The 20,994-nt window shown below is 71.2% G+C and carries 20 protein-coding genes; 9 read left to right on the forward strand and 11 right to left on the reverse strand.

Annotation, left to right across the window (positions count from 1 at the left end; all coding sequences use genetic code 11):
- Positions 1-59: 59 nt before the first annotated feature.
- Together DEJ50_RS06085 and DEJ50_RS06090 are read left to right on the forward strand one after the other, a co-directional pair.
- On the forward strand, positions 60-1,277 hold the full coding sequence (locus tag DEJ50_RS06085) for a sensor histidine kinase (protein WP_150206565.1): 1,218 nt from the start codon (positions 60-62) through the stop codon (positions 1,275-1,277).
- Entirely contained in the window at positions 1,274-1,903 is a 630-nt protein-coding gene (locus DEJ50_RS06090) for a response regulator (protein ID WP_150206566.1), read from the forward strand. The genes DEJ50_RS06085 and DEJ50_RS06090 overlap by 4 nt, the downstream gene beginning before the upstream one ends.
- Before the next feature lie 12 nt (positions 1,904-1,915).
- On the opposite strand, the gene DEJ50_RS06095 is transcribed toward DEJ50_RS06090, so the two are convergent.
- Positions 1,916-3,394, reverse strand: coding sequence for a PLP-dependent aminotransferase family protein (locus tag DEJ50_RS06095; RefSeq protein WP_150206567.1), 1,479 nt, complete (start codon positions 3,392-3,394; stop codon positions 1,916-1,918).
- A 264-nt stretch (positions 3,395-3,658) separates the two neighbouring features.
- Between DEJ50_RS06095 and DEJ50_RS06100 the strand changes: the two genes are divergently transcribed.
- Positions 3,659-4,336, forward strand: coding sequence for a nucleotidyltransferase family protein (locus tag DEJ50_RS06100; RefSeq protein ID WP_150206568.1), 678 nt, complete (start codon positions 3,659-3,661; stop codon positions 4,334-4,336).
- A gap of 305 nt (positions 4,337-4,641) precedes the next feature.
- Positions 4,642-6,267 carry a malate synthase A gene (gene aceB, locus DEJ50_RS06105; RefSeq protein ID WP_150206569.1) on the forward strand — a complete coding sequence of 542 codons (1,626 nt, stop codon included), beginning with the start codon at positions 4,642-4,644 and terminating at the stop codon, positions 6,265-6,267.
- Positions 6,268-6,328: 61 nt separating this feature from the next.
- Here the strand turns inward: aceB and DEJ50_RS06110 are convergent, their stop codons facing one another.
- Complete coding sequence (locus tag DEJ50_RS06110) at positions 6,329-7,870, reverse strand: DUF2336 domain-containing protein (protein ID WP_150206570.1); 1,542 nt, start codon at positions 7,868-7,870, stop codon at positions 6,329-6,331.
- Between the two features lie 268 nt (positions 7,871-8,138).
- Between DEJ50_RS06110 and DEJ50_RS06115 the strand changes: the two genes are divergently transcribed.
- Both DEJ50_RS06115 and DEJ50_RS06120 read left to right on the forward strand, forming a co-directional pair.
- The gene (locus tag DEJ50_RS06115) at positions 8,139-9,290 is read left to right on the forward strand and encodes a GDSL-type esterase/lipase family protein (RefSeq protein WP_190344890.1); all 1,152 of its coding nucleotides are present in this window, start codon (positions 8,139-8,141) and stop codon (positions 9,288-9,290) included.
- Positions 9,291-9,333: 43 nt separating this feature from the next.
- On the forward strand, positions 9,334-9,939 hold the full coding sequence (locus tag DEJ50_RS06120; RefSeq protein ID WP_150206571.1) for a 3'-5' exoribonuclease domain-containing protein: 606 nt from the start codon (positions 9,334-9,336) through the stop codon (positions 9,937-9,939).
- Positions 9,940-9,967: 28 nt separating this feature from the next.
- On the opposite strand, the gene DEJ50_RS06125 is transcribed toward DEJ50_RS06120, so the two are convergent.
- Entirely contained in the window at positions 9,968-11,182 is a 1,215-nt protein-coding gene (locus DEJ50_RS06125) for a cytochrome P450 (RefSeq protein ID WP_223837620.1), read from the reverse strand.
- 13 nt (positions 11,183-11,195) lie between these two features.
- Complete coding sequence (locus DEJ50_RS06130; RefSeq protein WP_150206572.1) at positions 11,196-11,822, reverse strand: TetR/AcrR family transcriptional regulator; 627 nt, start codon at positions 11,820-11,822, stop codon at positions 11,196-11,198.
- A 145-nt stretch (positions 11,823-11,967) separates the two neighbouring features.
- Here DEJ50_RS06130 and DEJ50_RS06135 point away from each other — a divergent pair, with 145 nt between their 5' ends.
- Positions 11,968-12,783, forward strand: a complete 816-nt coding sequence (locus DEJ50_RS06135) for a class I SAM-dependent methyltransferase (protein WP_150206573.1) — start codon at positions 11,968-11,970, stop codon at positions 12,781-12,783.
- 334 nt (positions 12,784-13,117) lie between these two features.
- Here the strand turns inward: DEJ50_RS06135 and DEJ50_RS06140 are convergent, their stop codons facing one another.
- The 7 genes from DEJ50_RS06140 to DEJ50_RS06170 all read right to left on the reverse strand — a co-directional run bounded on the left by DEJ50_RS06140 (position 13,118) and on the right by DEJ50_RS06170 (position 19,037).
- Complete coding sequence (locus tag DEJ50_RS06140; RefSeq protein WP_190344307.1) at positions 13,118-14,506, reverse strand: nucleobase:cation symporter-2 family protein; 1,389 nt, start codon at positions 14,504-14,506, stop codon at positions 13,118-13,120.
- 287 nt (positions 14,507-14,793) lie between these two features.
- Positions 14,794-16,197: an 8-oxoguanine deaminase gene (locus DEJ50_RS06145; protein WP_150206575.1), complete on the reverse strand. Its 1,404-nt coding sequence runs from the start codon at positions 16,195-16,197 to the stop codon at positions 14,794-14,796.
- Between the two features lie 196 nt (positions 16,198-16,393).
- Positions 16,394-17,317, reverse strand: a complete 924-nt coding sequence (pucL, locus tag DEJ50_RS06150; RefSeq protein WP_150206576.1) for a factor-independent urate hydroxylase — start codon at positions 17,315-17,317, stop codon at positions 16,394-16,396.
- Positions 17,318-17,319: 2 nt separating this feature from the next.
- Entirely contained in the window at positions 17,320-17,724 is a 405-nt protein-coding gene (uraH, locus tag DEJ50_RS06155) for a hydroxyisourate hydrolase (protein WP_150206577.1), read from the reverse strand.
- Between the two features lie 7 nt (positions 17,725-17,731).
- Positions 17,732-18,238, reverse strand: a complete 507-nt coding sequence (gene uraD, locus DEJ50_RS06160) for a 2-oxo-4-hydroxy-4-carboxy-5-ureidoimidazoline decarboxylase (RefSeq protein ID WP_150206578.1) — start codon at positions 18,236-18,238, stop codon at positions 17,732-17,734.
- Positions 18,239-18,390: 152 nt separating this feature from the next.
- Complete coding sequence (locus DEJ50_RS06165; RefSeq protein ID WP_150206579.1) at positions 18,391-18,789, reverse strand: helix-turn-helix domain-containing protein; 399 nt, start codon at positions 18,787-18,789, stop codon at positions 18,391-18,393.
- On the reverse strand, positions 18,786-19,037 hold the full coding sequence (locus tag DEJ50_RS06170) for a thiamine-binding protein (protein WP_150206580.1): 252 nt from the start codon (positions 19,035-19,037) through the stop codon (positions 18,786-18,788). The genes DEJ50_RS06165 and DEJ50_RS06170 overlap by 4 nt, the downstream gene beginning before the upstream one ends.
- A gap of 125 nt (positions 19,038-19,162) precedes the next feature.
- Between DEJ50_RS06170 and DEJ50_RS06175 the strand changes: the two genes are divergently transcribed.
- Positions 19,163-19,996 carry a TIM barrel protein gene (locus DEJ50_RS06175; RefSeq protein ID WP_150206581.1) on the forward strand — a complete coding sequence of 278 codons (834 nt, stop codon included), beginning with the start codon at positions 19,163-19,165 and terminating at the stop codon, positions 19,994-19,996.
- Between the two features lie 75 nt (positions 19,997-20,071).
- Positions 20,072-20,971, forward strand: a complete 900-nt coding sequence (locus tag DEJ50_RS06180) for a 2-hydroxy-3-oxopropionate reductase (RefSeq protein WP_150206582.1) — start codon at positions 20,072-20,074, stop codon at positions 20,969-20,971.
- Positions 20,972-20,994: the final 23 nt, after the last annotated feature.

The following is a 20,994-nucleotide window of genomic DNA, read 5'->3' on the forward strand; positions in this document are numbered from 1 at the left end:
GGACATCGAACTTTTGGTTGAGCGGGTCGGCCGGGCGACCCGCCTAGGCTGGTCGGGTCATGACTTTTCTGGAATCCCGTCCCGAATCCCGGCCCCCCAAGCCCCCCACCCCCGTCTCCCGCATGCTGCGGCTGTGTCTGCACGCCCTGCTGCTCGGGCTCCTCGGACTGGCATCGGCCCGCGCCCTGGCCGATGCCGCGCCCGGGGCCGGCGCCGTGGTGGCGGTCTGCCTGCTGATGGCCCTGGTGTACGCGGCGGGGGTGCGGACCCCCGCCGTGCACCGGTCCCCGCGGGCCGGTGCGCTGTGGCTGGCGGCCCTCGGCGCGGCCTGGGCGGGGCTGCTCGTGGTCTCCCCCGACGGGCTGTGGATCGCCTTCCCGCTGTACTTCCTCCAGCTGCACCTGCTGCCGCTGCGCTGGGGCCTGCCGGCGGTGGCGGTGACCGCGGGTGCGGCCATCGGAGGCTTCCTGGCGCACAGCAAGGCGGTCACCCCGGGCGCCTTCCTCGGGCCGCTGCTGGGGGGTGCGGTGGCCGTGGCGACCGTACTGGGCTACCAGGCGCTGTACCGGGAGAGCGAGCGGCGCCGGGAGCTCATCGAGGAGCTGATCACCACCCGGGCGGAGCTGGCCGCCGCCGAGCGGGACGCGGGTGTGCTGGCCGAGCGGGAGCGGCTGGCCCGGGAGATCCACGACACCCTGGCGCAAGGTCTGTCCTCGATCCAGCTGCTGCTGCGGGCGGCCGAGCGGACCCTGCCGGCCGATGCGCCGGCCGGGCCGCACATCGCCCGGGCCCGGGAGGCCGCGCAGGAGAACCTGGCGGAGGCCCGGCGGTTCGTACGGGCCCTGACTCCGCCGGACCTGGAGCACGGCTCACTGGCCGCGGCCCTGGAGCGCCTGTGCGGGTCGGCGCCCGGGCCACGGGTCAGGTTCTCGCTGAGCGGGCCGGCCCGGCCCACCCCGCTGCCCACCCCGTACGAGGTGGCGCTGCTGCGGATCGCCCAGTCGGCGCTGGCCAATGTGGTCCGGCATGCCGGGGCCGGGCGCGCCGAGATCACCCTGACCTTCATGGACGCCTCGGTGACCCTGGACATCGTGGACGACGGCAAGGGCTTCGAGCCGTCGTCCGCCCCGGCCGGTGCCGGCGGTTTCGGGCTGCCCGCGATGCGCTCCCGGGCCGAGTCGCTGGGCGGGATCTTCACCGTGGAGTCCGCACCCGGCCAGGGCACCGCCGTGGCCGTGACCCTTCCGCTGCCGCTGCCCGTGGAGGCCCGATCATGACCATCCGGCTGCTGCTGGCCGACGACCACCCGGTGGTCCGGGCCGGGCTGCGCGCGGTACTGGACACCGAACCGGGGTTCACGGTGGTCGCGGAGGCGGCCACCGCCGAGCGGGCGGTGGAGCTGGCCGCCTCGGAGGCCGTGGACGTGGTCCTGATGGACCTGCAGTTCGGGCCGGGCATGCACGGCTCGGCGGCCACCGCGGCGATCACCGCGCGGCCCGGCGGGCCCCGGGTGCTCATCCTGACCACGTACGACACCGATGCCGACATCCTGGCGGCGGTGGAGGCCGGCGCGGCCGGCTATCTGCTCAAGGACGCCCCGCCGGAGGAACTCGCGGCGGCCGTGCGCACGGCGGCGGCCGGGCAGTCGGCGCTGGCCCCGGCGGTGGCGCTGCGGCTGATGGACCGGATGCGGACGCCGGCGGAGGCGCTGACGAAGCGGGAGCTCGAGGTGTTGCAGCTGGTGGCGGACGGGCTGTCGAACCAGCAGATCTCCAAGCGATTGTTCCTCAGCCAGGCGACCGTGAAGTCCCACCTGGTGCACATCTACGCGAAGCTGGGCGTCGACTCCCGTACGGCCGCGGTGGCCGCGGCCGGCACCCGCCGCCTGATCCGCACCCCGTAACGGGGCAGCCGCTCAGGCCACCCAGTACGGGCGGTCCACCGCCGGGGGCAGCGGGACCCCCTCGTGGAAGGCCGTGGCCAGGCGGCGGACGGCCTCCTCCAGCCGGTCCGCCGGGAGGGTGTACGGGATCCGGAGCCGGTGTTCGAAGGTGCCCGGGTCCACGCCGAACCGGGCACCCCGGCCGATGAACACCCCGGCCGCCGCCGCCCGCTCGGCCAGCGCGGAGCTGACGGGTTCGCCGAGGTCGACCCAGAGCGAGAGACCGCCCGGCGGAAACCGCCAGGACCATTCCGGGGTGTGCCGCTGGAGCGCCTCGGCCAGCGCCTGCCGCCGGGCCCGGAGCTGGTCGAGCCGGGCGGGCAGGCCCGCGTCCAGGCCGGCCAGCAGCGGGAGCGCAAGCAGCTGGTCCAGGACCGAGCCGGTCATGTCCGCGGCGACCCGGACCGCCGTCACCTCGTTGATCAGCTTGGCGGTGGCGCGGATCCAGCCCACCCGGATCCCGCCCCAGTGGGTCTTGCTCAGCGAGCCGACGGTGATCACGTGGTCGGCACCGCCGCGCGGGGCGAGGGAGGCCAGCGGCGGGGCGGGCGGCACATCGAGGGCGATGTCGGCGATGGTCTCGTCGACCACCAGCCAGCTGCCGGTGCGCCGGGTCGCGGCCAGCAGCCGGAGCCGCTGTTCCGGAGGCATCAGGGCGCCGGTGGGGTTCTGGAAGTCCGGGACGGTGTAGACGAGCCGCGGCACGGTCTGGTGCAGCGTGGACTCGGCGATCTCCATGTCCCAGCCGGCGTCCGAGACCGCGATGGAGGCGGTGCGCAGACGGGCGTGGCGGATCGCGTCGAGGGCGTTGGCGTAGGTGGGGTTCTCGGTGACCACCCGGTCGCCGGCCCGGCACAGCAGGCTCACCACCAGGGCGAGGGCCTGCTGGGCGCCCGCGGTGACCAGGATCTGCTCGGGGCGGGTGGGCAGGCCGCGCCGGGTGAACCGGTCGGCAATGGCGGCCCGCAGCTCGGGCAGGCCGAAGGGGTGGTAGCCGGGGCTGCGGGCGGCCTCCGGCAGCCGGGGGGCGGCCCAGGCGAGGGCCTCGGCGACGCTGCCGTCCGGGGCGCCCATGGCTGCGGTGGCCAGGTCGATGCCCTCCTCGGTGTCGCCGCCGGGGCCGAGCAGCGCGTGTGCGCCGACCGGCCGGTGGCCTTCGGGCAGCTCGGTCCAGGTCCCGGAGCCGCGCCGGCTGCGGAGGTAGCCGCTCTCGCGCAGCAGGTCGTACGCGCCGGTGACGGTGGCACGGGAGGCGCCGAGCGCCTCGGCGAGCTCGCGCTCGGCGGGCAGCCGGACGTGGAGGGCGATCCTGCCGTCGAGGACCAGGGTGCGGAGGGCGTCGGCGAGGCTGCGGTAGCCCGGGCGGGCCAGTACCCCGTCGGGGAGCAGCGCGGCCAGCTGGCGGCTGCCGATGGCTCTGTCCGCCGTCTGAACCACTCGCCCGTTTGCCATGCCAACCTCCCCCGATTGGCTCTGCCTGCCAGGCCAATCGGGGTCCAGACTCGCGGTATTGGCCCTCGATTGGCAAGGAGTCGCCAAGATGATCACCGATCGCGAAGAACGCGCCCTGCTGCTCGCCGTGGAGCACCGGATCGCGGAGCCGGTGCGGCTGGGTGCCGCGCGGGCCGCCGTACGCACCTGGCTGCGCGAGCGGTCCCGCCTGTCCCGCCGCTCCCGCCGGTCCGCTCGGCTGCGGCCGGAGCGAGAATCGGTGTCATGCCAGCCAACGAGCCCTCCACCGGCCCCGCTTCCGACCCCAGCAGCCCTTCCGGCCCTTCCGGCCCGTCCGGGCGGTCCGGCCCCCCGGTGATCGCCGGGCTGCTGCTGGCCGCCGGCGGTGGCCGGCGGCTCGGCGGGCGCCCCAAGGCACTGCTCCCCTACCGGGGCCGGCCGCTCGTCGAGAACGCCGTACGGGTGCTGCGCGAGGCGGGCTGCGGGCCGCTGCACGTGGTGCTCGGGGCCTCCGCCGCCGAGGTCCGCGAGCGCGCCGACCTGACGGGCTGCGTGGTGCTGGAGAACCCGGACTGGGCCGAGGGCATGGGCTCCTCGCTGCGGGTCGGGCTCGCCTCGCTGGCCGGTACGGGAGCCTCCGCGGCCCTGGTGTCGCTGGTGGACCAGCCGGGCATCGGACCGGCGGCGGTGGCCCGGGTGCGGGCCGCCTACCGCTCCCCGGCGAGCCTGGTCGCCGCCGCGTACGAGGGCGAGCGCGGCCACCCGGTGCTGTTCGGCGCGGACCGGTGGCCGGACATCGTGGCGACGGCGACCGGCGACCGCGGTGCACGCGTCCATTTGAGTGCACATGCGGCGGAACTCACGCTGGTGGAGTGCGCGGATGTGGCGGAGCCCTTCGATATCGACCTGCCGGCCGACCTGGCGCGCCTCGACCCGGCCTGAGCTGCGGTTCCCCCGGCGGTCCGGTTGGGGCGGGCGCGGCGGGGGATGTCTGTGCGGGGCGTGACCGGGGTGGCACTGAGCGCCATCCGGGGTAGGAATCTGTCGACCCAGAGAATCTCGACATCAACAAACCATTGAACTTCCACCATGAGGAAATTACTATCCACTGGTCAGAAGCGCCCTGAACCCCCAGACGGCGCCCGCGACCGTATTTGGAACTCTCCACACTCGACGGCACTGCGTGCCGTCTGCGCGCGAGCATTCCCCAGTGGTCGTCAGGCACCGCCGCTGAAGGAGTGACAGATATGTCCGCACCAGCGCCGTCCCCGCTGGCCATCGTCGACGCCGAGCCCCTGCCCCGGCAGGACGAAGTCCTCACCGAAGCGGCACTGGCCTTCGTGGCCGAGCTGCACCGGCGGTTCACCCCCCGCCGAGACGAGCTCCTCGCCCGCCGCGCCGAACGGCGCGCCGAGATCGCCCGGACCTCCCACCTGGACTTCCTCCCGGACACCGCACAGGTCCGCGAGGGAGACTGGAAGGTCGCGCCGGCCCCGGCCGCGCTCAACGACCGCCGCGTGGAGATCACCGGTCCGACCGACCGCAAGATGACCGTCAACGCCCTCAACTCGGGCGCGAAGGTCTGGCTCGCCGACTTCGAGGACGCCTCGGCTCCCACCTGGGAGAACGTCGTTCTCGGCCAGCTCAACCTGATCGACGCCTACGAGCGCCGGATCGACTTCACCGACCCGCGCACCGGCAAGACGTACGCCCTGAAGCCGGCGGAGCAGCTCGCCACCGTCGTGATGCGGCCCCGCGGCTGGCACCTGGAGGAGCGCCACCTGCAGATCGACGGCCGCTCCGTGCCGGGCGCGCTGGTCGACTTCGGCCTCTACTTCTTCCACAACGCCCAGCGCCTGATCGACCTCGGCAAGGGCCCGTACTTCTACCTCCCGAAGACGGAGTCGCACCTGGAGGCCCGCCTCTGGAACGAGATCTTCGTCTTCGCGCAGGACTACGTGGGCATCCCGCAGGGCACCGTCCGCGCGACCGTCCTGATCGAGACGATCACCGCCGCGTACGAGATGGAAGAGATCCTCTTCGAGCTGAAGGACCACGCGGCCGGCCTGAACGCGGGCCGCTGGGACTACCTCTTCTCCATCGTCAAGAACTTCCGTGACGGCGGCGAGAAGTTCGTCCTGCCGGACCGCAACGCGGTGACGATGACCGCCCCGTTCATGCGGGCGTACACCGAACTCCTGGTCCGCACCTGCCACAAGCGCGGCGCCCACGCGATCGGCGGCATGGCGGCCTTCATCCCGTCCCGCAAGGACGCCGAGGTCAACAAGGTCGCCTTCGAGAAGGTCAAGGCCGACAAGGACCGCGAGGCGGGCGACGGCTTCGACGGCTCCTGGGTCGCCCACCCGGACCTGGTCCCGATCGCCATGGCCTCCTTCGACGCGGTGCTCGGCGACAAGCCGAACCAGAAGGACCGGCTGCGCGAGGACGTCTCGGTGGCGCCCGGCGATCTGATCGCCATCGACTCGCTGGACGCCCGCCCGACCTACGAGGGCCTGCGCAACGCGGTCCAGGTCGGCATCCGCTACATCGAGGCCTGGCTGCGCGGCCTGGGCGCCGTCGCCATCTTCAACCTGATGGAGGACGCCGCCACCGCCGAGATCTCCCGCTCCCAGATCTGGCAGTGGATCAACGCGGGCGTGGTCTTCGAGAACGGCGAGACCGCCACCGCCGACCTGACCCGCAAGGTCGCGGCCGAGGAACTGGCCGCCATCCGTGCCGAGATCGGCGAGGAGGCCTTCGCGGCCGGCGAATGGCAGCAGGCCCACGACCTGCTGCTCCAGGTCTCCCTGGACGCGGACTACGCGGACTTCCTGACCCTTCCCGCGTACGACCGGCTGATCGCCAAGCAGTAGCCCGCGACCCGCTTCGACTGCATCGCACAGCAGCCGAATCGCCGCCGCCCCGCCCCCGGTGTCACCCGACACCGGGGGCGTCGGTGTTCCCGGCCGCTTCCGCCGGTGCCGCCCCCGCCACCAGGGCCGCCATCACCCCGGGCGGCAGCGCCGGGTTGGCCGCCGCCGCCTCCACCACCTGCGGATCCGGGTCGGTCAGCAGCCGCAGCAGGTCCGGTACGGGGAGCTCGGGGCGGCCGGCGGCCGGCCGCCGGGCCCGGTGGTCGGCCAGACACGCGCGCAGCGCCCGGGCCGTGGCCCGCGGATGTACGGCGATGGCCCGGAGGGCCTTGCGCGGCGGGTTCGGACGCTCCGCAAGCTCCTCCAACAGGGCGGCCGGGGCATCGGGGTTGGCCGCGACCCCGGCCGCCACCTGATCCCCGAACCGGTCGAGCAGGGACCGCAACCGGGCCTCGGACAGGCCCGGGTGGGCGGCGGCCCGCGCGGCCACACTCGCGTCCGGGTCGTCGGCCAGTGCCTCGCGCACGGCATCCGGCAGATCGCGCCGCTGCGCGAGGAAACCGCGCAACCCGGCCTGCGGCGACCGGGCCAGGGCGGCCACCACCTCGGGCGGGAGACCCGGATGGTGCACGGCGGCGCGCCGCACCTCGGGCACGGTATCGGCGCACAGGACCCGGAGGACGTCCGTACCGACGCCGGGGTTCCCGGCGAGTTCCTGCCGGATCCCGGGCACCGGGTCGGCGGCGAGCCGGGCGTACGCCGCCTGCGGCAGGCCCGGGTGGCCGGCCAGGGACCAGCGCAGCAGCATCGAGGGCGAGTCGGCGAACCGGGCCGCGGCCTCCCCGGGGGTGGCGGGGTTTCCCAGCGCGGCCTGCCGGATCCGGTGGCCGGTGGACTGGTGGGTGCCATCGCAGGCCGCGTCGGCCGGCAGCTCGCAGTCCACCCGCCCGCACTGCGGGTCATGGCTGAAGGGCACCGGCTCCCGGTCGCAGACCAGGCAGGCGCGGGCGGCCGGCAGTCCGTCGCCGGTGAGCAGCGCCCGGAGCACCGGGGGCGGGGTCGCCCGGTTGTGGGCGACCGCGAGGCGGACTTCCGCATGGGGGTGGCGGGCGAGCCGGGCGGCGAGCTCCGGGCCGGCCTCCAGGGCGAGTTCGGACACCACCTCGGGGTCGGGGTCGGCGGCGAGCAGCTCGACCGCATCGGCGGTCAGCGCGGCGGGTTCGGCGGCGGCCAGGGCGCGGTGCCGGGGCTCCGGGGCCATGGCCAGGGCCCGGGCCCATGCCCCAGGTGCGGTGCCGCGTCGGAGCAGGGCGAGGGCGGCGAGCGGCCAGGCGGCGGGGTCCACGTCCGCTGGGGCGAGGAGGCCCCGTTCGGCCAGGGGGACGGCAACGTCCTCCCCGTACGCGGCGGTGAGGGCTGCTGCGTGCGCTCGGCCGAGGTCCGGGCGTTCGGCGAGTACGACGGCAACCTCGGCAGCCCCATCGGTATCGCCATCGGCCTCGTCGGGTCCGGGACCGGACCCGACGAGGCGGTCGACCAGCCGGCCGAGCAGCAGGGGCGGGAGGGCGGGGTTGGCGGCGAGCCCGAGCAGGAGGTGATCCACCCCCGCATCCTGCGGCCTCGGGCGCCCGCCCGCCCGTGGATTTTCCGCCGGCCAAACGACCGGTCGGTTGTTACTCCATCGTAACCTGCGGCTACCTAGCGGTAACAAGACGCGGCGTGCCACATTCCTGCCAACCCCCCGGCCGGAGGTACCCCCACTTACCCAGCCACGCACCGGAGTTGTTCTCGTGCCCGGCGTGGCCGACCGCAGGAGTTCCGCAGTGATCGGATTCCGCACCATACGCAAGGACCGGGTGACAGGCCGTCGGATGCGACGGCTGGCCGGGGCCGGCCTGGCCGTGCCGCTCGCGCTGGCCGGGGTGTTGACCACCGGCGCCGGTACCGCCGCGGCCGGGCCCGGGCAGGGGCCCACCGCCGTGGTCGCCCTGGGCGACAGCTACATCTCCGGCGAGGCCGGCCGCTGGAAGGGCAACAGCCTCACCAACAGCGGCAGCCGCAACGGCACCGACCGCGCCTGGGTGAGCGGCTCCGCCTACGACCCGTCGAAGGTATACGGCGGCACCGCCGCGAACGGCTGCCACCGCTCCGACTCCTCCGAGGTGAAGAGCGCCGGCCCGATCGCCGAGGTGGCCGTCAACCTGGCCTGTTCGGGCGCGGTGACGGACAACGTGTTCCGCGCCTCGAACGGCGGGGTGGCCTTCAAGGGCGAGGCCCCGCAGGCCGATCAGCTCGCCGCCGTCGCCGCGAGCCACGACGTCAAGCTCATCACCCTGTCCATCGGCGGCAACGACCTCGGCTTCGCCCAGATCATCGAGGACTGCGCCTACGACTTCGTCCTCTGGGGCTCCTACTGCCACGACGACCAGCAGTACGGGGTCGACCAGAAGATCGACGGGGTGATGGCGAAGGTCGGCAAGTCGCTGGACGAGATCCGCGCGGTGATGCGCAACGCCGGGTACGCCGACTCCTCGTACCGGATCGTGCTCCAGTCCTACCCCTCGCCGATCCCGCGGGGCGCGGAGAACCGGCACCCGCAGAGCGACTGGAGCCGCTACAACACCGGCGGCTGCCCGTTCTGGAACCGGGACTCCGACTGGGCCCGGGACTCCCTGGTGCCGCAGATCGCGAACCGGCTGAAGGGCGTGGCGGCGGCCAAGGGCGCCCAGTTCATGGACCTGCGGGACATGCTGCAGGGGCGTGAGGTCTGCGCCAAGGCGAGCAAGCTGGTCAGCTCCACCGTCCCGGCCTCCGCGAAGACCAGCGAATGGGCCCGCTGGATCGACAACAACGAGACCCAGGGCCTGGTCCAGGAGTCCATGCACCCGAACTACTACGGCCAGCTGGCCGCCGGCCGCTGCCTGTCGCTGGTCGCGGCCCAGCCCGCCGGTGCGGCCGGCTTCTCCTGCCGCAACACCGCCGGGCAGGACCACACCGGGATGTCCCTGACCGCGCTCCCGTAAATCCGGGTGATCCGCCGGCCTGCGGGCTGCCATGCTCTCCGGCATGGCAGCCCGCAGGATCAAACCCAGTCTCTACATCTCCGTCGACATCGAGGCCGACGGCCCCATCCCCGGCCCCTACTCCATGATCAGTCTCGGCGCGGCGGTCGCTGGCCGGCAGGACGCCGAGGGCTATACGGCCGCGGACCCCGAGCGCGACACCTTCTACCGGGAACTCCGGCCGATCAGCGAGGAGTTCGTACCGGAAGCACTCGCCGTCAGCGGGCTGGACCGGGACCGGCTTCGGGCGGAGGGTGCGGACCCGGCCGTGGCGATGCGGGAGTTCGCCGCCTGGGTCCGCGAGGCGGCGGCGGGCGCGGGCGCCCAGCCGGTGATGTGCGGCTACCCCGCCTCGTACGACTGGACGTTCCTGTACTGGTACCTGATCCGCTTCACCGGGGAGAGCCCCTTCGGCCACTCGGGCTGCCTGGACATGAAGACCCTCTACGCGACGAAGGCCGCGCTCCCGCTCCGCGCCGTCGCCAAGGGCACCATGCCGCGGCACCTGCTCTCCCGCCGCCGCCACACCCACCACGCGCTGGACGATGCGATCGAGCAGGCGGAGCTGATGAGCAACCTGATGGGCTGGTCCCCGCAGCACACCCCCTGACACCCTGCTCCCCTGCCCCCATGACCCGCTAGACGAAGCGGACCGGCAGGTGCTTGATGCCGTTGATGAAGTCCGAGCGGACCCGGCGCGGGGTGCCGGTGAGTTCGATCCGGGAGTGGCGGCGCAGGAGTGCGCGGAGCAGGGACTTGATCTGCGTGCGGGCCAGGCCCGCGCCGAGGCAGAAATGGGGGCCGCCGCCGCCGAAGGCGAGGTGCTCGTTGGGGGTGCGGCGGACGTCGAGGGTGAAGGGGTCCGTGAAGACGTCCTCGTCGCGGTTGGCCGAGGTGTAGTACGTGACCACCTTCTGCCCGGCCCGGATCGGGACCCCCCGCAGGGTGGTGTCCCGGGTGGCGGTCCGGCGGAAGTTGTGGATCGAGCCGCTCCAGCGCAGGAACTCCTCGGTGGCCGTGGTCCACAGCGCCTCCTCGTCCGGCCGGGCGGCCAGGTCGGCGTGGACGGACGGGTGTTCGGCGAGCGCGAGGACGGTTGCGGACAGCAGGTTGCGGGTGGTCTCGTTGCCCGCGACGCAGAGCAGCACGAAGAACATGTTGATCTCGTCGGGGGTGAGCCGGTCCCCGTCGACCTCCGCGTGCACCAGGGTGGTGAGGATGTCCTCCCGCGGCCGGGCCCGCCGTTCGGCGGCCAGTGCGTCGCAGTACGCGTAGATCTCGGCGGCGGCCAGATCGCTGTCGGCCGGGCCGGCCGACAGGTCGGGGTCCTGGCTGCCGGCCATCCGGTTGCTCCACTCGAAGATCAGGCGCTCGTCGGCGCGCGGGACACCGACCATCTCGCAGATCGTCTCGATGGGGAGCCGGGCGGCGATCTCCTCGACGAAGTCGAAGGAGCGGCCTGCCTCGACCGTGCCGGCCAGGTCCGCGGCCCGGGCGGCGATCCGGTCCGCCAGCCGCCGGACGTTGCGCGGGGTGAACCCGGCGCTGACCAGGGAGCGGTAGCGGGAGTGCCGGGGTGCGTCCATGCCGAGCAGGACCAGGCGCAGCGCCTGCAGGGACTCGGGGGCCTGGTCGCGGATGAAGAAGGAGCCGAGCTCGGTGGAGAACAGCTCGGGGTCGCGGCTGACGGCCTTGATGTCGGCGTGCCGGGTGACGGCGAAGAATCCGTCGTGGCCGCCGGGTACGTCGTGCCAGTGCACCGGGTCCTCGCGGCGCAGCCGGGTGAACTGGCCGTGGGGGACCTCATGGGCCCAGGTGTCTTCGAGCAGATCGATCTCGCCGGTGGGGATCACGGTCCGGCTCCCTTCAGGAGCGTGCCAGGAGTGCGCTGAGGGCGTCGACGACGAGGGCGTCGGGGACGGCTTCCGGTTCGAGGCGGTGCTGCATGGCGAGGCCGAGGAGGACCCCGAGGACCAGGGCGCCGGTCTCTTCCGGGCTGCGGGCCAAGGGGGTGCCGGTGGCTTCCGCCCAGTCGGCCAGGCCCTCGCCGAGCTGGGCGCGGATCTCGGCGTACCGCTGGGCGAGGCGGGTTCCGATGAGCGGGCTGCGGGCGCCGTGCAGCCACAGCTCGGTCTCCAGCAGCAGCCAGGCCTCGCCGCGGTCGGGGTGCGGCCGGGTGAGGCTGCCCCACATGGCGCCGAAGTGCACGGCCGGGTCGGCGGGGTCCGCGCCGGCGGCGATCCCGTCCTCGATTTCGGCGGCCAGTTCCTCGGCGGTGCGGTCCTTCCACACCTCCAGCAGCGCCAGCAGCAGGCCCTCCTTGCCGCCGAAGTGGCTGTAGAGCGCGCCGGTGGTCCGCCCGGCCGCCTCGGCCACGGACTCGGCGGACACGGCGTGGAACCCCTTGCGGGCGAAGAGTCCGGCCGCCGCGTCGATGAGCCGGGACCGGGTCTCGGACTTGCGCTGGGCCTGGGGCGTGCGGGGCAGCGGCACGGCACCTCCGAGGGGTCGGGACTACCGACTACTTATATCGGCCTTCCGATATAAGTTGCGCCTGATGCTGACGGCTCGTCAACCCCCGTGCAGCCAGTGCGGCGCGCCTCGGGCGATCGGGCGGCGGCCGGTGCAGGATCGGGCCATGAAACGGTTCGACGACGGAGGCGGGGCTCCGGCCGGCCGCTACGGCGAGGCGGTGTTCCGGCCCGAGCAGGCGGGCGAGGACGAACGCATCGACCTCGGCGCGCTCGCGTACGACGCCTTCACCCTGGCCCGGCTGACGGAACTGGGCGTCGGCCCCGGCTGGCACTGCCTGGACGTGGGCGCGGGCACGGGCACGGTGGCCCGACTGCTCCTGGAACGGGCCGGGGTCGCCGAGGTGCTCGCCGTCGACCGGGACGTGCGCTTCCTGCGGGCACATCCCGTGCCCGGGCTCACCGCGCTCGAAGCGGACATCACCGACCCGGAGTTCATGCCCGGCCGGTTCCGGCTGGTCCATGCCCGGTTCGTGCTCATGCACCTGCGCTCCTGGCGGCAGGTGCTGGACAGGCTGGTCTCCCTGCTCGCCCCGGGCGGGATCCTGGTGCTCGGCGATGCGGTGGACCTGACCACCGCCGCCGCACCGGACACCCCGTACAGCCGGGTGATGGGGGCGATGTGGCAGGGCCTGCACGACACCCTCGGAACCGATGTCTCCTGGGTGCCGGACTACCCCCGGCACCTCCGGGCGGCCGGTCTCACCTCGGTGGCGGCCGAGATCCAGGTTCCCCCGCTGCTGCCCGGCAGCCCCATCAGCCGGTTCTGGGCCGATACCTGGGAGCGGGCGCGGGAGGCGATGACGGCCACCGGACTGGTCGACGACGCGACGATCGACGCCGCGATCCGTTATCTGGACGCCCCCGAATGCGCCGCGCTCTCCCCCGGCCTGCTCACCGCCTGGGGTACGGCGAGAGCGTAGGACGTACGAGGGCCGGTGCCGCGAGCTGCGGCACCGGCCCGTCGTGGCAGCGCTTTAGGGGAGGCATCCCTGCATCAGCATGAACTGAGCGGGCTCGACCTCGGAAACCTCGATCTCGAAGACGGTCTTGGCGATCTCTTCGATGGGCATTCCAAACTCCTTGCGCAGTGGCTGAGCTGACCCATCGAAAGTTATGCGGCCAAAGTTTCATCGTCAAGAACTTTGAATTCAGGCGCATTTACTGCTACAGGCGGAATGGATCGGATATTTATACGGTCCTGTCGGACAGGACATATTCGACTCCGGCACTGCGCTGACCTGCTCGAATACGGGCTCAGTGGGCAACGGCCGGTTCCGGTGTGGCCGCGCCCGCGTTCTTGCGACTGCCGAGGTGATTGAAGGCCAGATTGAGCAGGATGGCGACCACACAGCCAGTGCTGATCCCGGAATCCAGGACGACCAGCAGATCCTCGGGGAAGGCGTGGTAGAACTCGGGCGCCGCGATCGGGATCAGGCCGATACCGACCGAGGCGGCGACGATCAGGGCGTTCTCGCCCTTCTCCATGGCCGCGCCGGCCAGGGTCTGGATACCGCTCGCGGCGACCGAGCCGAAGAGCACGATGCCGGCACCGCCGAGCACCGGCAGCGGGACCAGGGCGATGACGGAGGCCGCCACCGGGCACAGGCCGAGCAGGATCAGGATGCCGCCGCCGGCCGCGACCACGAACCGGCTGCGCACCTTGGTCATTGCGACCAGCCCGATGTTCTGCGCGAAGGCGCTGCACATGAAGCCGTTGAAGACCGGGCTGAGCGCGCTGCCGAGGGCGTCGGCGCGCAGCCCGCCCTCGATGGTCTGCTCGTCCGCCGGCCGTCCCACAATCTTGCCGAGGGCCAGGATGTCGGCGGTGGACTCGGTCATGCAGACGAGCATGACGATGCACATGGAGATGATCGCGGCGACCTGGAACTGCGGGGCGCCGAAGTGGAAGGGGGTGGGGAAGCCCACCAGATCCGCCCCGGCGATGGCATCGAAACCGGTCATGTCCAGCGGGATCGCGATCAGTGTGCCGGCGACCAGGCCGAGCAGGATGGAGATCTGCTGGAGGAAGCCGCGCAGGAACTTCCGCATCAGCAGCACGATGGCCAGGGTGAGGGCGGCCATCCCGATGTTCTTCATCGAACCGTAGTCGGCGGCGGTGGCATTGCCGCCCTGGGACCAGTTGAAGGCCACCGGGAGCAGCGAGACGCCGATCAGGGTGATCACCGTACCGGTGACCACGGGCGGGAAGAAGCGGACGAGTTTGCCGAAGTAGGGGGCGGCGAAGAAGCCCAGCAGGCCGGCGACGATGATCGCGCCGAAGATGATGGGGATGGCGTTGTCCCCCTCCCCCTTGCCGATGGCGATCATCGGGGTCACACCGGCGAAGGAAACGCCGTTGACGAAGGGGAGTCTGGCGCCGATCTTCCAGAATCCGAGGGTCTGGAGGAGGGTGGCGAGTCCGGCGGTGAAGAGGGACGCGCCCATCAGGAAGGCGGTCTCCTTGGCGGAGAGTCCGACGGCCGGGCCGACGATCATGGGCGGGGCTACGACACCCGCGTACATGGCGGCCACGTGCTGGAGGCCACTGGTGAACATCTTCAGCGGAGGCAGGGTCTCGTCGACCGGGTGCGTCTCCTCCGGTATTGCGACTGCATCTTTGCGAAACCTGGGCATTGCGGCCACGGCTTCCTCCGGTCGGGTAACACGTCGGCAGGGACGTGGGTGTCATGGAGGTGGTGCGAAAGCGGTGCGAGTCGAACCTGTATGAAATTGTGGGTATTTCACCTATTTCAGGCATGGCGGTGCCGTGGCCGTGGTGCAGCACTGGGGACGGAGCCGTGGTGGCACGAGTCACCGCACCCGGGGGCGCCGCCGGAATCCGGTGGCACCGCCCGGGAACGGCTGCCGCGGACCCCGCTCGGGTCCGCGGCCACCGGCCGGGGGCCGTCCCCCCCGGCCGGATCCTTCGATCAGGCCTGCGCGGTGATCCGCGCGAGGCGCTGGGCCTCTTCCCGCGTGGAAACCGCGATGGCGTCCTCGTCGGCGAAGAGGAGACGGTTGTTCTCGACGATCTGCCTGCCGTTGACCAGGGAGAGGGTCACCGGGGCAGCCGCGCCGAAGACCAGCGCGGTGACCGGGTCGGCGATCGAGGAGTGCAGGAACGTGTTGAGGTTCCACATCACCAGGTCGGCGCACTTGCCGACCTCCAGCGAACCGATGTTGTCGGCGCGGCCGAGGACCTGCGCACCGCCGTAGGTGCCCAGGCGCAGGGCCTGGCGGGCATTGAGCGCGGCCTCGCGGTGCACCGGGTTCAGACGGTTGATCAGCAGCGCGTTGCGCAACTCGGTGTGCAGCTCACCGGACTCGTTGGAGGCGGTGCCGTCCACGCCGAGGCCGACGGGCACACCAGCGGCCAGCATGTCCGGGACGCGGGCGATGCCGGCGGCCAGCCGGGCGTTGGAGGACGGGCAGTGCGCCACACCGGTCTTGGTGCGGGCGAACGCGGCGATGTCGGAGTCGTTCATGTGGACGCTGTGCGCCATCCACACGTCCTCGCCCAGCCAGCCGGTGGACTCGAAGTAGTCGGTCGGGCCCATGCCGAAGAGCTCGTGGCAGAACTTCTCTTCCTCGACGGTCTCGCTGCCGTGGGTGTGCATGCGCACACCGAGGCGGCGGGCCAGCTCGGCACCCTGCTTCAGCAGTTCGGTGGAGACCGAGAAGGGGGAGCAGGGGGCGACGGCGACCTGGGTCATCGCGTCGAAGGAGGCGTCGTGGAACTTCTTGACGGTGGCCTCGGTGTCGGCGAGCGCGCCTTCGAGGGTCTCGACCGCGTGGTCCGGCGGCAGGCCGCCGTCCTTCTCGCTGCGGTCCATGGAGCCGCGGGCGAGGGTGAACCGTACGCCCATCTCGGACGCGGCGCGGATGATCGCGCCGGAGAGGTCGCCGGAGCCCTTGGGGTAGACGTAGTGGTGGTCCATCGCGGTGGTGACACCGCCGCGGGCCATCGCGGCGAGGGAGCCCTGGGCCGCCGTGTACGCCATCTGCTCGTCGATGCGCGCCCAGGTCGGGTACAGCGCGACAAGCCAGTTGAAGAGGTTGTGGTCGGTGGCCAGGCCGCGCGTGATCCACTGGTAGAAGTGGTGGTGGGTGTTGACCAGACCGGGGGTCACGAGGTGGCCGGTGCCGTCGATGCGGCGCACCACGTTCTCGAGGTTCTCGGGGGCCTTGCCCGCACCGATGGACTCGATCTTGTTGCCGGCGACAACGATGTGGCCCGAGGCGTACTCGGTGTCGTTGGCGTCGACGGTCGCGATGGCGCAGTTCTCGATGACGATGCGCTCGACGGCGCTGTCAGGGGCTGCCGATGCTGCCATGGGACTTCCTCGTGCTTTCAGTGGCGGTACGGGCACGGCAAGGCCCAGGGAATTTGAGTGCCGGAGCCGGGGGCCTTGACAGCTGACAGTACTGCCGCCCCGTATGGTGCGCCGGGTGCCGAATCGGGAAGCGAAAGTGTGTTGCGCCGCGCCCCGGGGCCACTGCGGAGCCCCGGGACGCTCTTCGCACGGAGGATCAGAGGTTGGTCATGTCCACCGGGATGCGCGCGTCGGCGCCGTCCCGCAGGATCGTGGCCTCGATCAGACCGTAGGGACGGTCCGCGGCGAAGTACACCTCGTTGTCGTTCTTGAGGCCGAAGGGCTCCAGGTCGACCAGGAAGTGGTGCTTGTTCGGGAGCGAGAAGCGGACCTCGTCGATCTCCGAACGGTGGTTGATGATGCGCGAACCCATCTGGTACAGGGTCTGCTGCAGCGACAGGGAGTAGGTCTCCGCGAAGGCCTCGAGCATGTGCTTGCGGGTGGCCTCGTAGGACTTCTCCCAGTTGGGCATCCGCTGCTCGTCGTCGGTCCAGTTGAACCGCCAGCGGCCCGACACCTGGGTGGCCAGGATGCGGTCGTACGCCTCCTGCAGGGTCGTGTACTTGTCCTTCACGTAGCCCCAGAACTCCGAGTTGGTGGAGTTCATGACGATCAGGTCCTTGAGGCCGGAGATGACCTCCCAGTTCTGGCCGTCGTACGTGATCTGGGTGACGCGGGTCTCCTGGCCCTTGCGGACGAAGGAGTGCTTGACCTCGTCGGAGCCGATGAACTTGGAGTTGGCGTCCGAGGTGGCGATCCGCTCCCAGGCGTACTCCTCGATGCGGATGCGCGCCCGGTGGATCGGCTCCTGGCTGTTCACGAACCAGCGCGCCAGGTGGATGCCGAACTGCTCGGCGGACTCGATGCCGTGCTCCTTGGCGAACGCGTACACCGTGTTCTTGGTGGTGTCGGTCGGCAGGACGTTGGCGTTCGAGCCGGAGTAGTGGACGTCGTCCATGTCGCCGGAGAGGGCGACCGAGACGTTCAGGTCCTTGATGTGGTGGGTGTCGCCGTCCCGCGTGATCTTGACGACGCGGTTCTCTGCCTTGCCGTACTGGTTCTGGCCCAGAATCGTGGCCATGACTAGCTCCCTCGGTAAACGGAGTAGCCGAACGGGTTGAGCAGCAGCGGTACGTGGTAATGCTCGCCCGGGTTCACCGCGAAGGTGATCGTTACCTCGGGGAAGAACGCACCGCTGTCCCTTACGCGGGGGGCGTCCTGCTGCGCCTCGGCTTGCTTCTTTGCACTGTGCTGATTCGAGAAGTACGCCTCGGTCTCGAAGTCGAGACGTACGTGGGTGGTGCCCTCCGGCAGTGCCGGCAGGTCCTTGCAGCGCCCGTCCGCATCGGTGGCGGAGCCGCCGAGGTTCGCCCACTCCGCGTCGAAGCCGCTACGGGCCGACAGGGTGATGGCGACGCCCTCGGCGGGCTTGCCGATGCTGGTGTCCAGGATGTGCGTGGACACCGAGGCCGTGGTCTCAGTGCTCATCTGCTGTTCACTCTCCTTCTACGAGGCGGGTCAGACGGATCCGGTTGATCTTGACGAGCTCTCCGCGGGCGATCTCCCGCTCGACCTCGGCAGTGTTCTCGATCCGGATCTTGACCGCGTCCCGCATCTGCTCGCCGGTCGCACCGGTGGCGCAGATCAGGAAGACGTGGCCGAACTTCTCCTGGTAGGCCAGGTTCAGTTCCAGCAGTTCGGTCTTGAGTTCCTCGGAGGCCCCGGCCATACCGCGCTGCTCGCGGGCGGAGGTCGGGTCACCCGGCTTCGGCCGGCCGATCGGCGGGTGGCCCGCCATCGCCTCTTCCAGGTCCGCGGTGGTGAGCTCCGCCATGGCGGCGTCGCTCGCGGCGAACAGGGTTTCGGCGCTGGAGAACGGGCGCTGGGCGAGCAGTTTGCCGCCCCATGCCGCACTGGCGCACACCTCGTGCAGCTCGGCCGTGGCCGCGCTGTCGTCCAGGGTGTTGAACCGGGCCAGACCCGGTGTCGGACTCGAAGTCACGGGAAGCCTCCGTGGCCATATTGCTTTGACGGGCTGCGCATAGCTAACGCCCTCGGCAACACGGCGTCAACACTTTGTTGAAACTTCCCGTACACAAAAGCCGCCGCCCGGTTGAATCGGGCGGCGGCTCGTCACCGTGAGTGAAAAGGTCTTTACTCCCGGGTGCCCTTGGCGGGGCCTTTGGGAGGGTTCGCGTCCCGGTTCAGGTAGTTGTAGACCGTGAAGCGGCTGACGCCCAGGGCGCCGGCCACCGTTTCGACCCCATGGCGCACGGAGAAGGCGCCGCGCGCCTCCAGTATCCGCACCACGTCCTGCTTGGTCTTGCGGTCCAGCTGCGAGAGGGGCATCCCGTGCCGGCGCTCCAGGCCCGCCAGGATGTGGTCCAGCGAGTCGGACAGCTGCGGCAGGCGTACGGCGAGCAGGTCGCGGCCCTCCCAGGCCAGCACGACATCGTCGGGCTGGGCCAGGGCGGGGTCCATCAGCTCCCCGCCCATCGCATCGACCAGCGGCTTGACCGCGGCGACGAACGGGTGGTCGCGGGGCTCGGTCATCGGATGTCCTCCGGGATCACATTGACCTGCAGCGAGACCCGGGTGGCACCGGCTTCCAGCGCATCGCGCAGCAGCGCGGCCACCGCGCCGAGCAGCTCCTCGGCCTCCCCTTCGGCGGTGTTGCCGAACGGGCCGACGTCGACCGCGTCCAGTTCCGCCTTCTGGATGACCTCGCGAGCGGCCACGGCGTGGGCAGGGGCCTCTTCGAGGTCGAAGGGCTCGGTCGTGAACTCCACTCTCAATCGCACCTCGTCAAGCTACCCCGCGGTCGCGTTTTTTCGGGAGTCCGTACTTGACAAGTGCGGCGCTCGCCTTGCAGTCTTCCATCAAGCAGAAAGTAACTTCCGCAATACGGAAGGAGCGCACACCCCTCATGGGATACACGGACCAGCGCTTCGATGTGAACCTTTCGATCCTCTTCACGGAACTCCCGCTCCTGGAGCGTCCCGCGGCTGCCGCCGCGGCGGGCTTCACCGCGGTCGAGCTGTGGTGGCCCTGGATCGAGACCCCCACCCCCGCCCAGGAAGAGCTCGACGCCCTCAAGAAGGCCCTTGAGGACGCCGGGACCCAGCTGGTGGGCCTGAACTTCTACGCCGGTCAGCTCCCCGGCCCGGACCGCGGCGCGGTCTCGGTGCCCGGTGAGGAGTCCGAGCGCTTCCGCGCCAACATCGACGTCGCGGCGGACTTCGCCGCCTCGGTCGGCTGCAAGGCGCTGAACGCCCTCTACGGCAACCGTGTCGACGGTGTGGACCCGGCCGTCCAGGACGAGCTCGCCCTGGAGAACCTGGTCATCGCGGCCCGCGCCGCGGACCGCGTCGGTGCGATCCTGCTGATCGAGACGCTGAACAAGCCGGAGTCTCCGCTCTACCCGCTGGTGAGCGCGCCGTCCGCGATCGAGGTCGTGGACAAGGTGAACGAGGCGACCGGCCTGGGGAACGCCAAGTTCCTGCTCGACCTTTACCACCTGGCGATGAACGATGAGGACCTCTCCGAGGTCATCGAAAAGTACGCCGCCAAGACCGGCCACGTCCAGATCGCGGACAAGCCGGGCCGGGGCGCCCCGGGCACGGGTGAGCTGCCCCTCGAGGACCTCCTCGACCAGCTCAAGAAGGCCGGCTACCAGGGCTTTGTCGGCCTGGAGTACAAGGCCGCCGACGCCGCTGCGTCCTTCGAGTGGCTGCCGGCCGAGGCCCGCGCCGCCCAGTAAGAGGACAAAGTCCGGGCCATCCGCCAGGCACCCTCGTCACTTTTCGTACATAGCTTTAAGAGAAGGACCCTCATCATGAGCAACCCCACTGCGCTTCCCTCGGTCGCCTGGATCGGTCTCGGCATCATGGGCTCCCCCATGTCCGAGAACCTGCTGAAGGCCGGCTACTCGGTCACCGGCTTCACCCTGGAGCAGGACAAGCTGGACCGCCTGGCCGCCGCCGGCGGCACCGCGGCCGGCTCGATCGCCGAGGCCGTCAAGGACGCCGACGTGATCATCACGATGGTGCCCGCCTCCCCGCAGGTCGAGGCCATCAACTACGGCCCCGAGGGCATCCTCGAGAACGCCAAGTCCGGCGCGCTGATCATCGACATGTCGTCGATCACCCCGCAGACCTCCGTCGACCTGGCGAAGAACGCCGCCGAGAAGGGCATCCGCGTCATCGACGCCCCGGTGTCCGGCGGCGAGGCCGGCGCCATCGAGGCCGTCCTCTCCATCATGGTGGGTGGCGAGCAGGCCGACTTCGACGCGGCCCTCCCGATCCTCGAGACGCTGGGCAAGACCATCGTCCTCTGTGGCCCGCACGGCTCCGGCCAGACGGTCAAGGCCGCCAACCAGCTCATCGTCGCGGTCAACATCCAGGCCTGCGCCGAGGCCGTCGTCTTCCTCGAGAAGTCCGGCGTGAACCTCCAGGCCGCCCTGGACGTCCTCAACGGCGGTCTGGCCGGCTCCACGGTCCTGACCCGCAAGAAGGACAACTTCCTGAACCGCGACTTCAAGCCCGGTTTCCGGATCGACCTGCACCACAAGGACATGGGCATCGTCACCGACGCCGCCCGCAACGTCGGTGCGGCCCTGCCGGTCGGCGCGGTCGTCGCCCAGCTGGTCGCCTCGCTGCGCGCCCAGGGTGACGGCGGCCTGGACCACTCGGCCCTGCTGCGCGCCGTCGAGCGCCTCTCCGGCGCCCAGCTCTGAGCTGAGCAGCCCTCCCGCTCCTC

The organism is Streptomyces venezuelae, assembly GCF_008642295.1.
In the GTDB taxonomy this organism is placed as follows: domain Bacteria; phylum Actinomycetota; class Actinomycetes; order Streptomycetales; family Streptomycetaceae; genus Streptomyces; species Streptomyces venezuelae_C.

What these genes read in the sequence shown, in the direction of transcription:
- DEJ50_RS06095 (WP_150206567.1), bottom strand. Translation starts at nt 3,394, where the DNA reads ATGGCAAACGGGCGAGTGGTTCAGACGGCGGACAGAGCCATCGGCAGC.
- DEJ50_RS06180 (WP_150206582.1), top strand. Translation starts at nt 20,072, where the DNA reads ATGAGCAACCCCACTGCGCTTCCCTCGGTCGCCTGGATCGGTCTCGGC.
- DEJ50_RS06175 (WP_150206581.1), top strand. Translation starts at nt 19,163, where the DNA reads ATGGGATACACGGACCAGCGCTTCGATGTGAACCTTTCGATCCTCTTC.
- pucL (WP_150206576.1), bottom strand. Translation starts at nt 17,317, where the DNA reads ATGGCCACGATTCTGGGCCAGAACCAGTACGGCAAGGCAGAGAACCGC.
- DEJ50_RS06135 (WP_150206573.1), top strand. Translation starts at nt 11,968, where the DNA reads ATGAAACGGTTCGACGACGGAGGCGGGGCTCCGGCCGGCCGCTACGGC.
- aceB (WP_150206569.1), top strand. Translation starts at nt 4,642, where the DNA reads ATGTCCGCACCAGCGCCGTCCCCGCTGGCCATCGTCGACGCCGAGCCC.
- DEJ50_RS06090 (WP_150206566.1), top strand. Translation starts at nt 1,274, where the DNA reads ATGACCATCCGGCTGCTGCTGGCCGACGACCACCCGGTGGTCCGGGCC.
- DEJ50_RS06085 (WP_150206565.1), top strand. Translation starts at nt 60, where the DNA reads ATGACTTTTCTGGAATCCCGTCCCGAATCCCGGCCCCCCAAGCCCCCC.
- DEJ50_RS06115 (WP_190344890.1), top strand. Translation starts at nt 8,139, where the DNA reads ATGCGACGGCTGGCCGGGGCCGGCCTGGCCGTGCCGCTCGCGCTGGCC.
- DEJ50_RS06120 (WP_150206571.1), top strand. Translation starts at nt 9,334, where the DNA reads ATGGCAGCCCGCAGGATCAAACCCAGTCTCTACATCTCCGTCGACATC.
- uraH (WP_150206577.1), bottom strand. Translation starts at nt 17,724, where the DNA reads ATGAGCACTGAGACCACGGCCTCGGTGTCCACGCACATCCTGGACACC.
- DEJ50_RS06100 (WP_150206568.1), top strand. Translation starts at nt 3,659, where the DNA reads ATGCCAGCCAACGAGCCCTCCACCGGCCCCGCTTCCGACCCCAGCAGC.
- DEJ50_RS06145 (WP_150206575.1), bottom strand. Translation starts at nt 16,197, where the DNA reads ATGGCAGCATCGGCAGCCCCTGACAGCGCCGTCGAGCGCATCGTCATC.
- DEJ50_RS06165 (WP_150206579.1), bottom strand. Translation starts at nt 18,789, where the DNA reads ATGACCGAGCCCCGCGACCACCCGTTCGTCGCCGCGGTCAAGCCGCTG.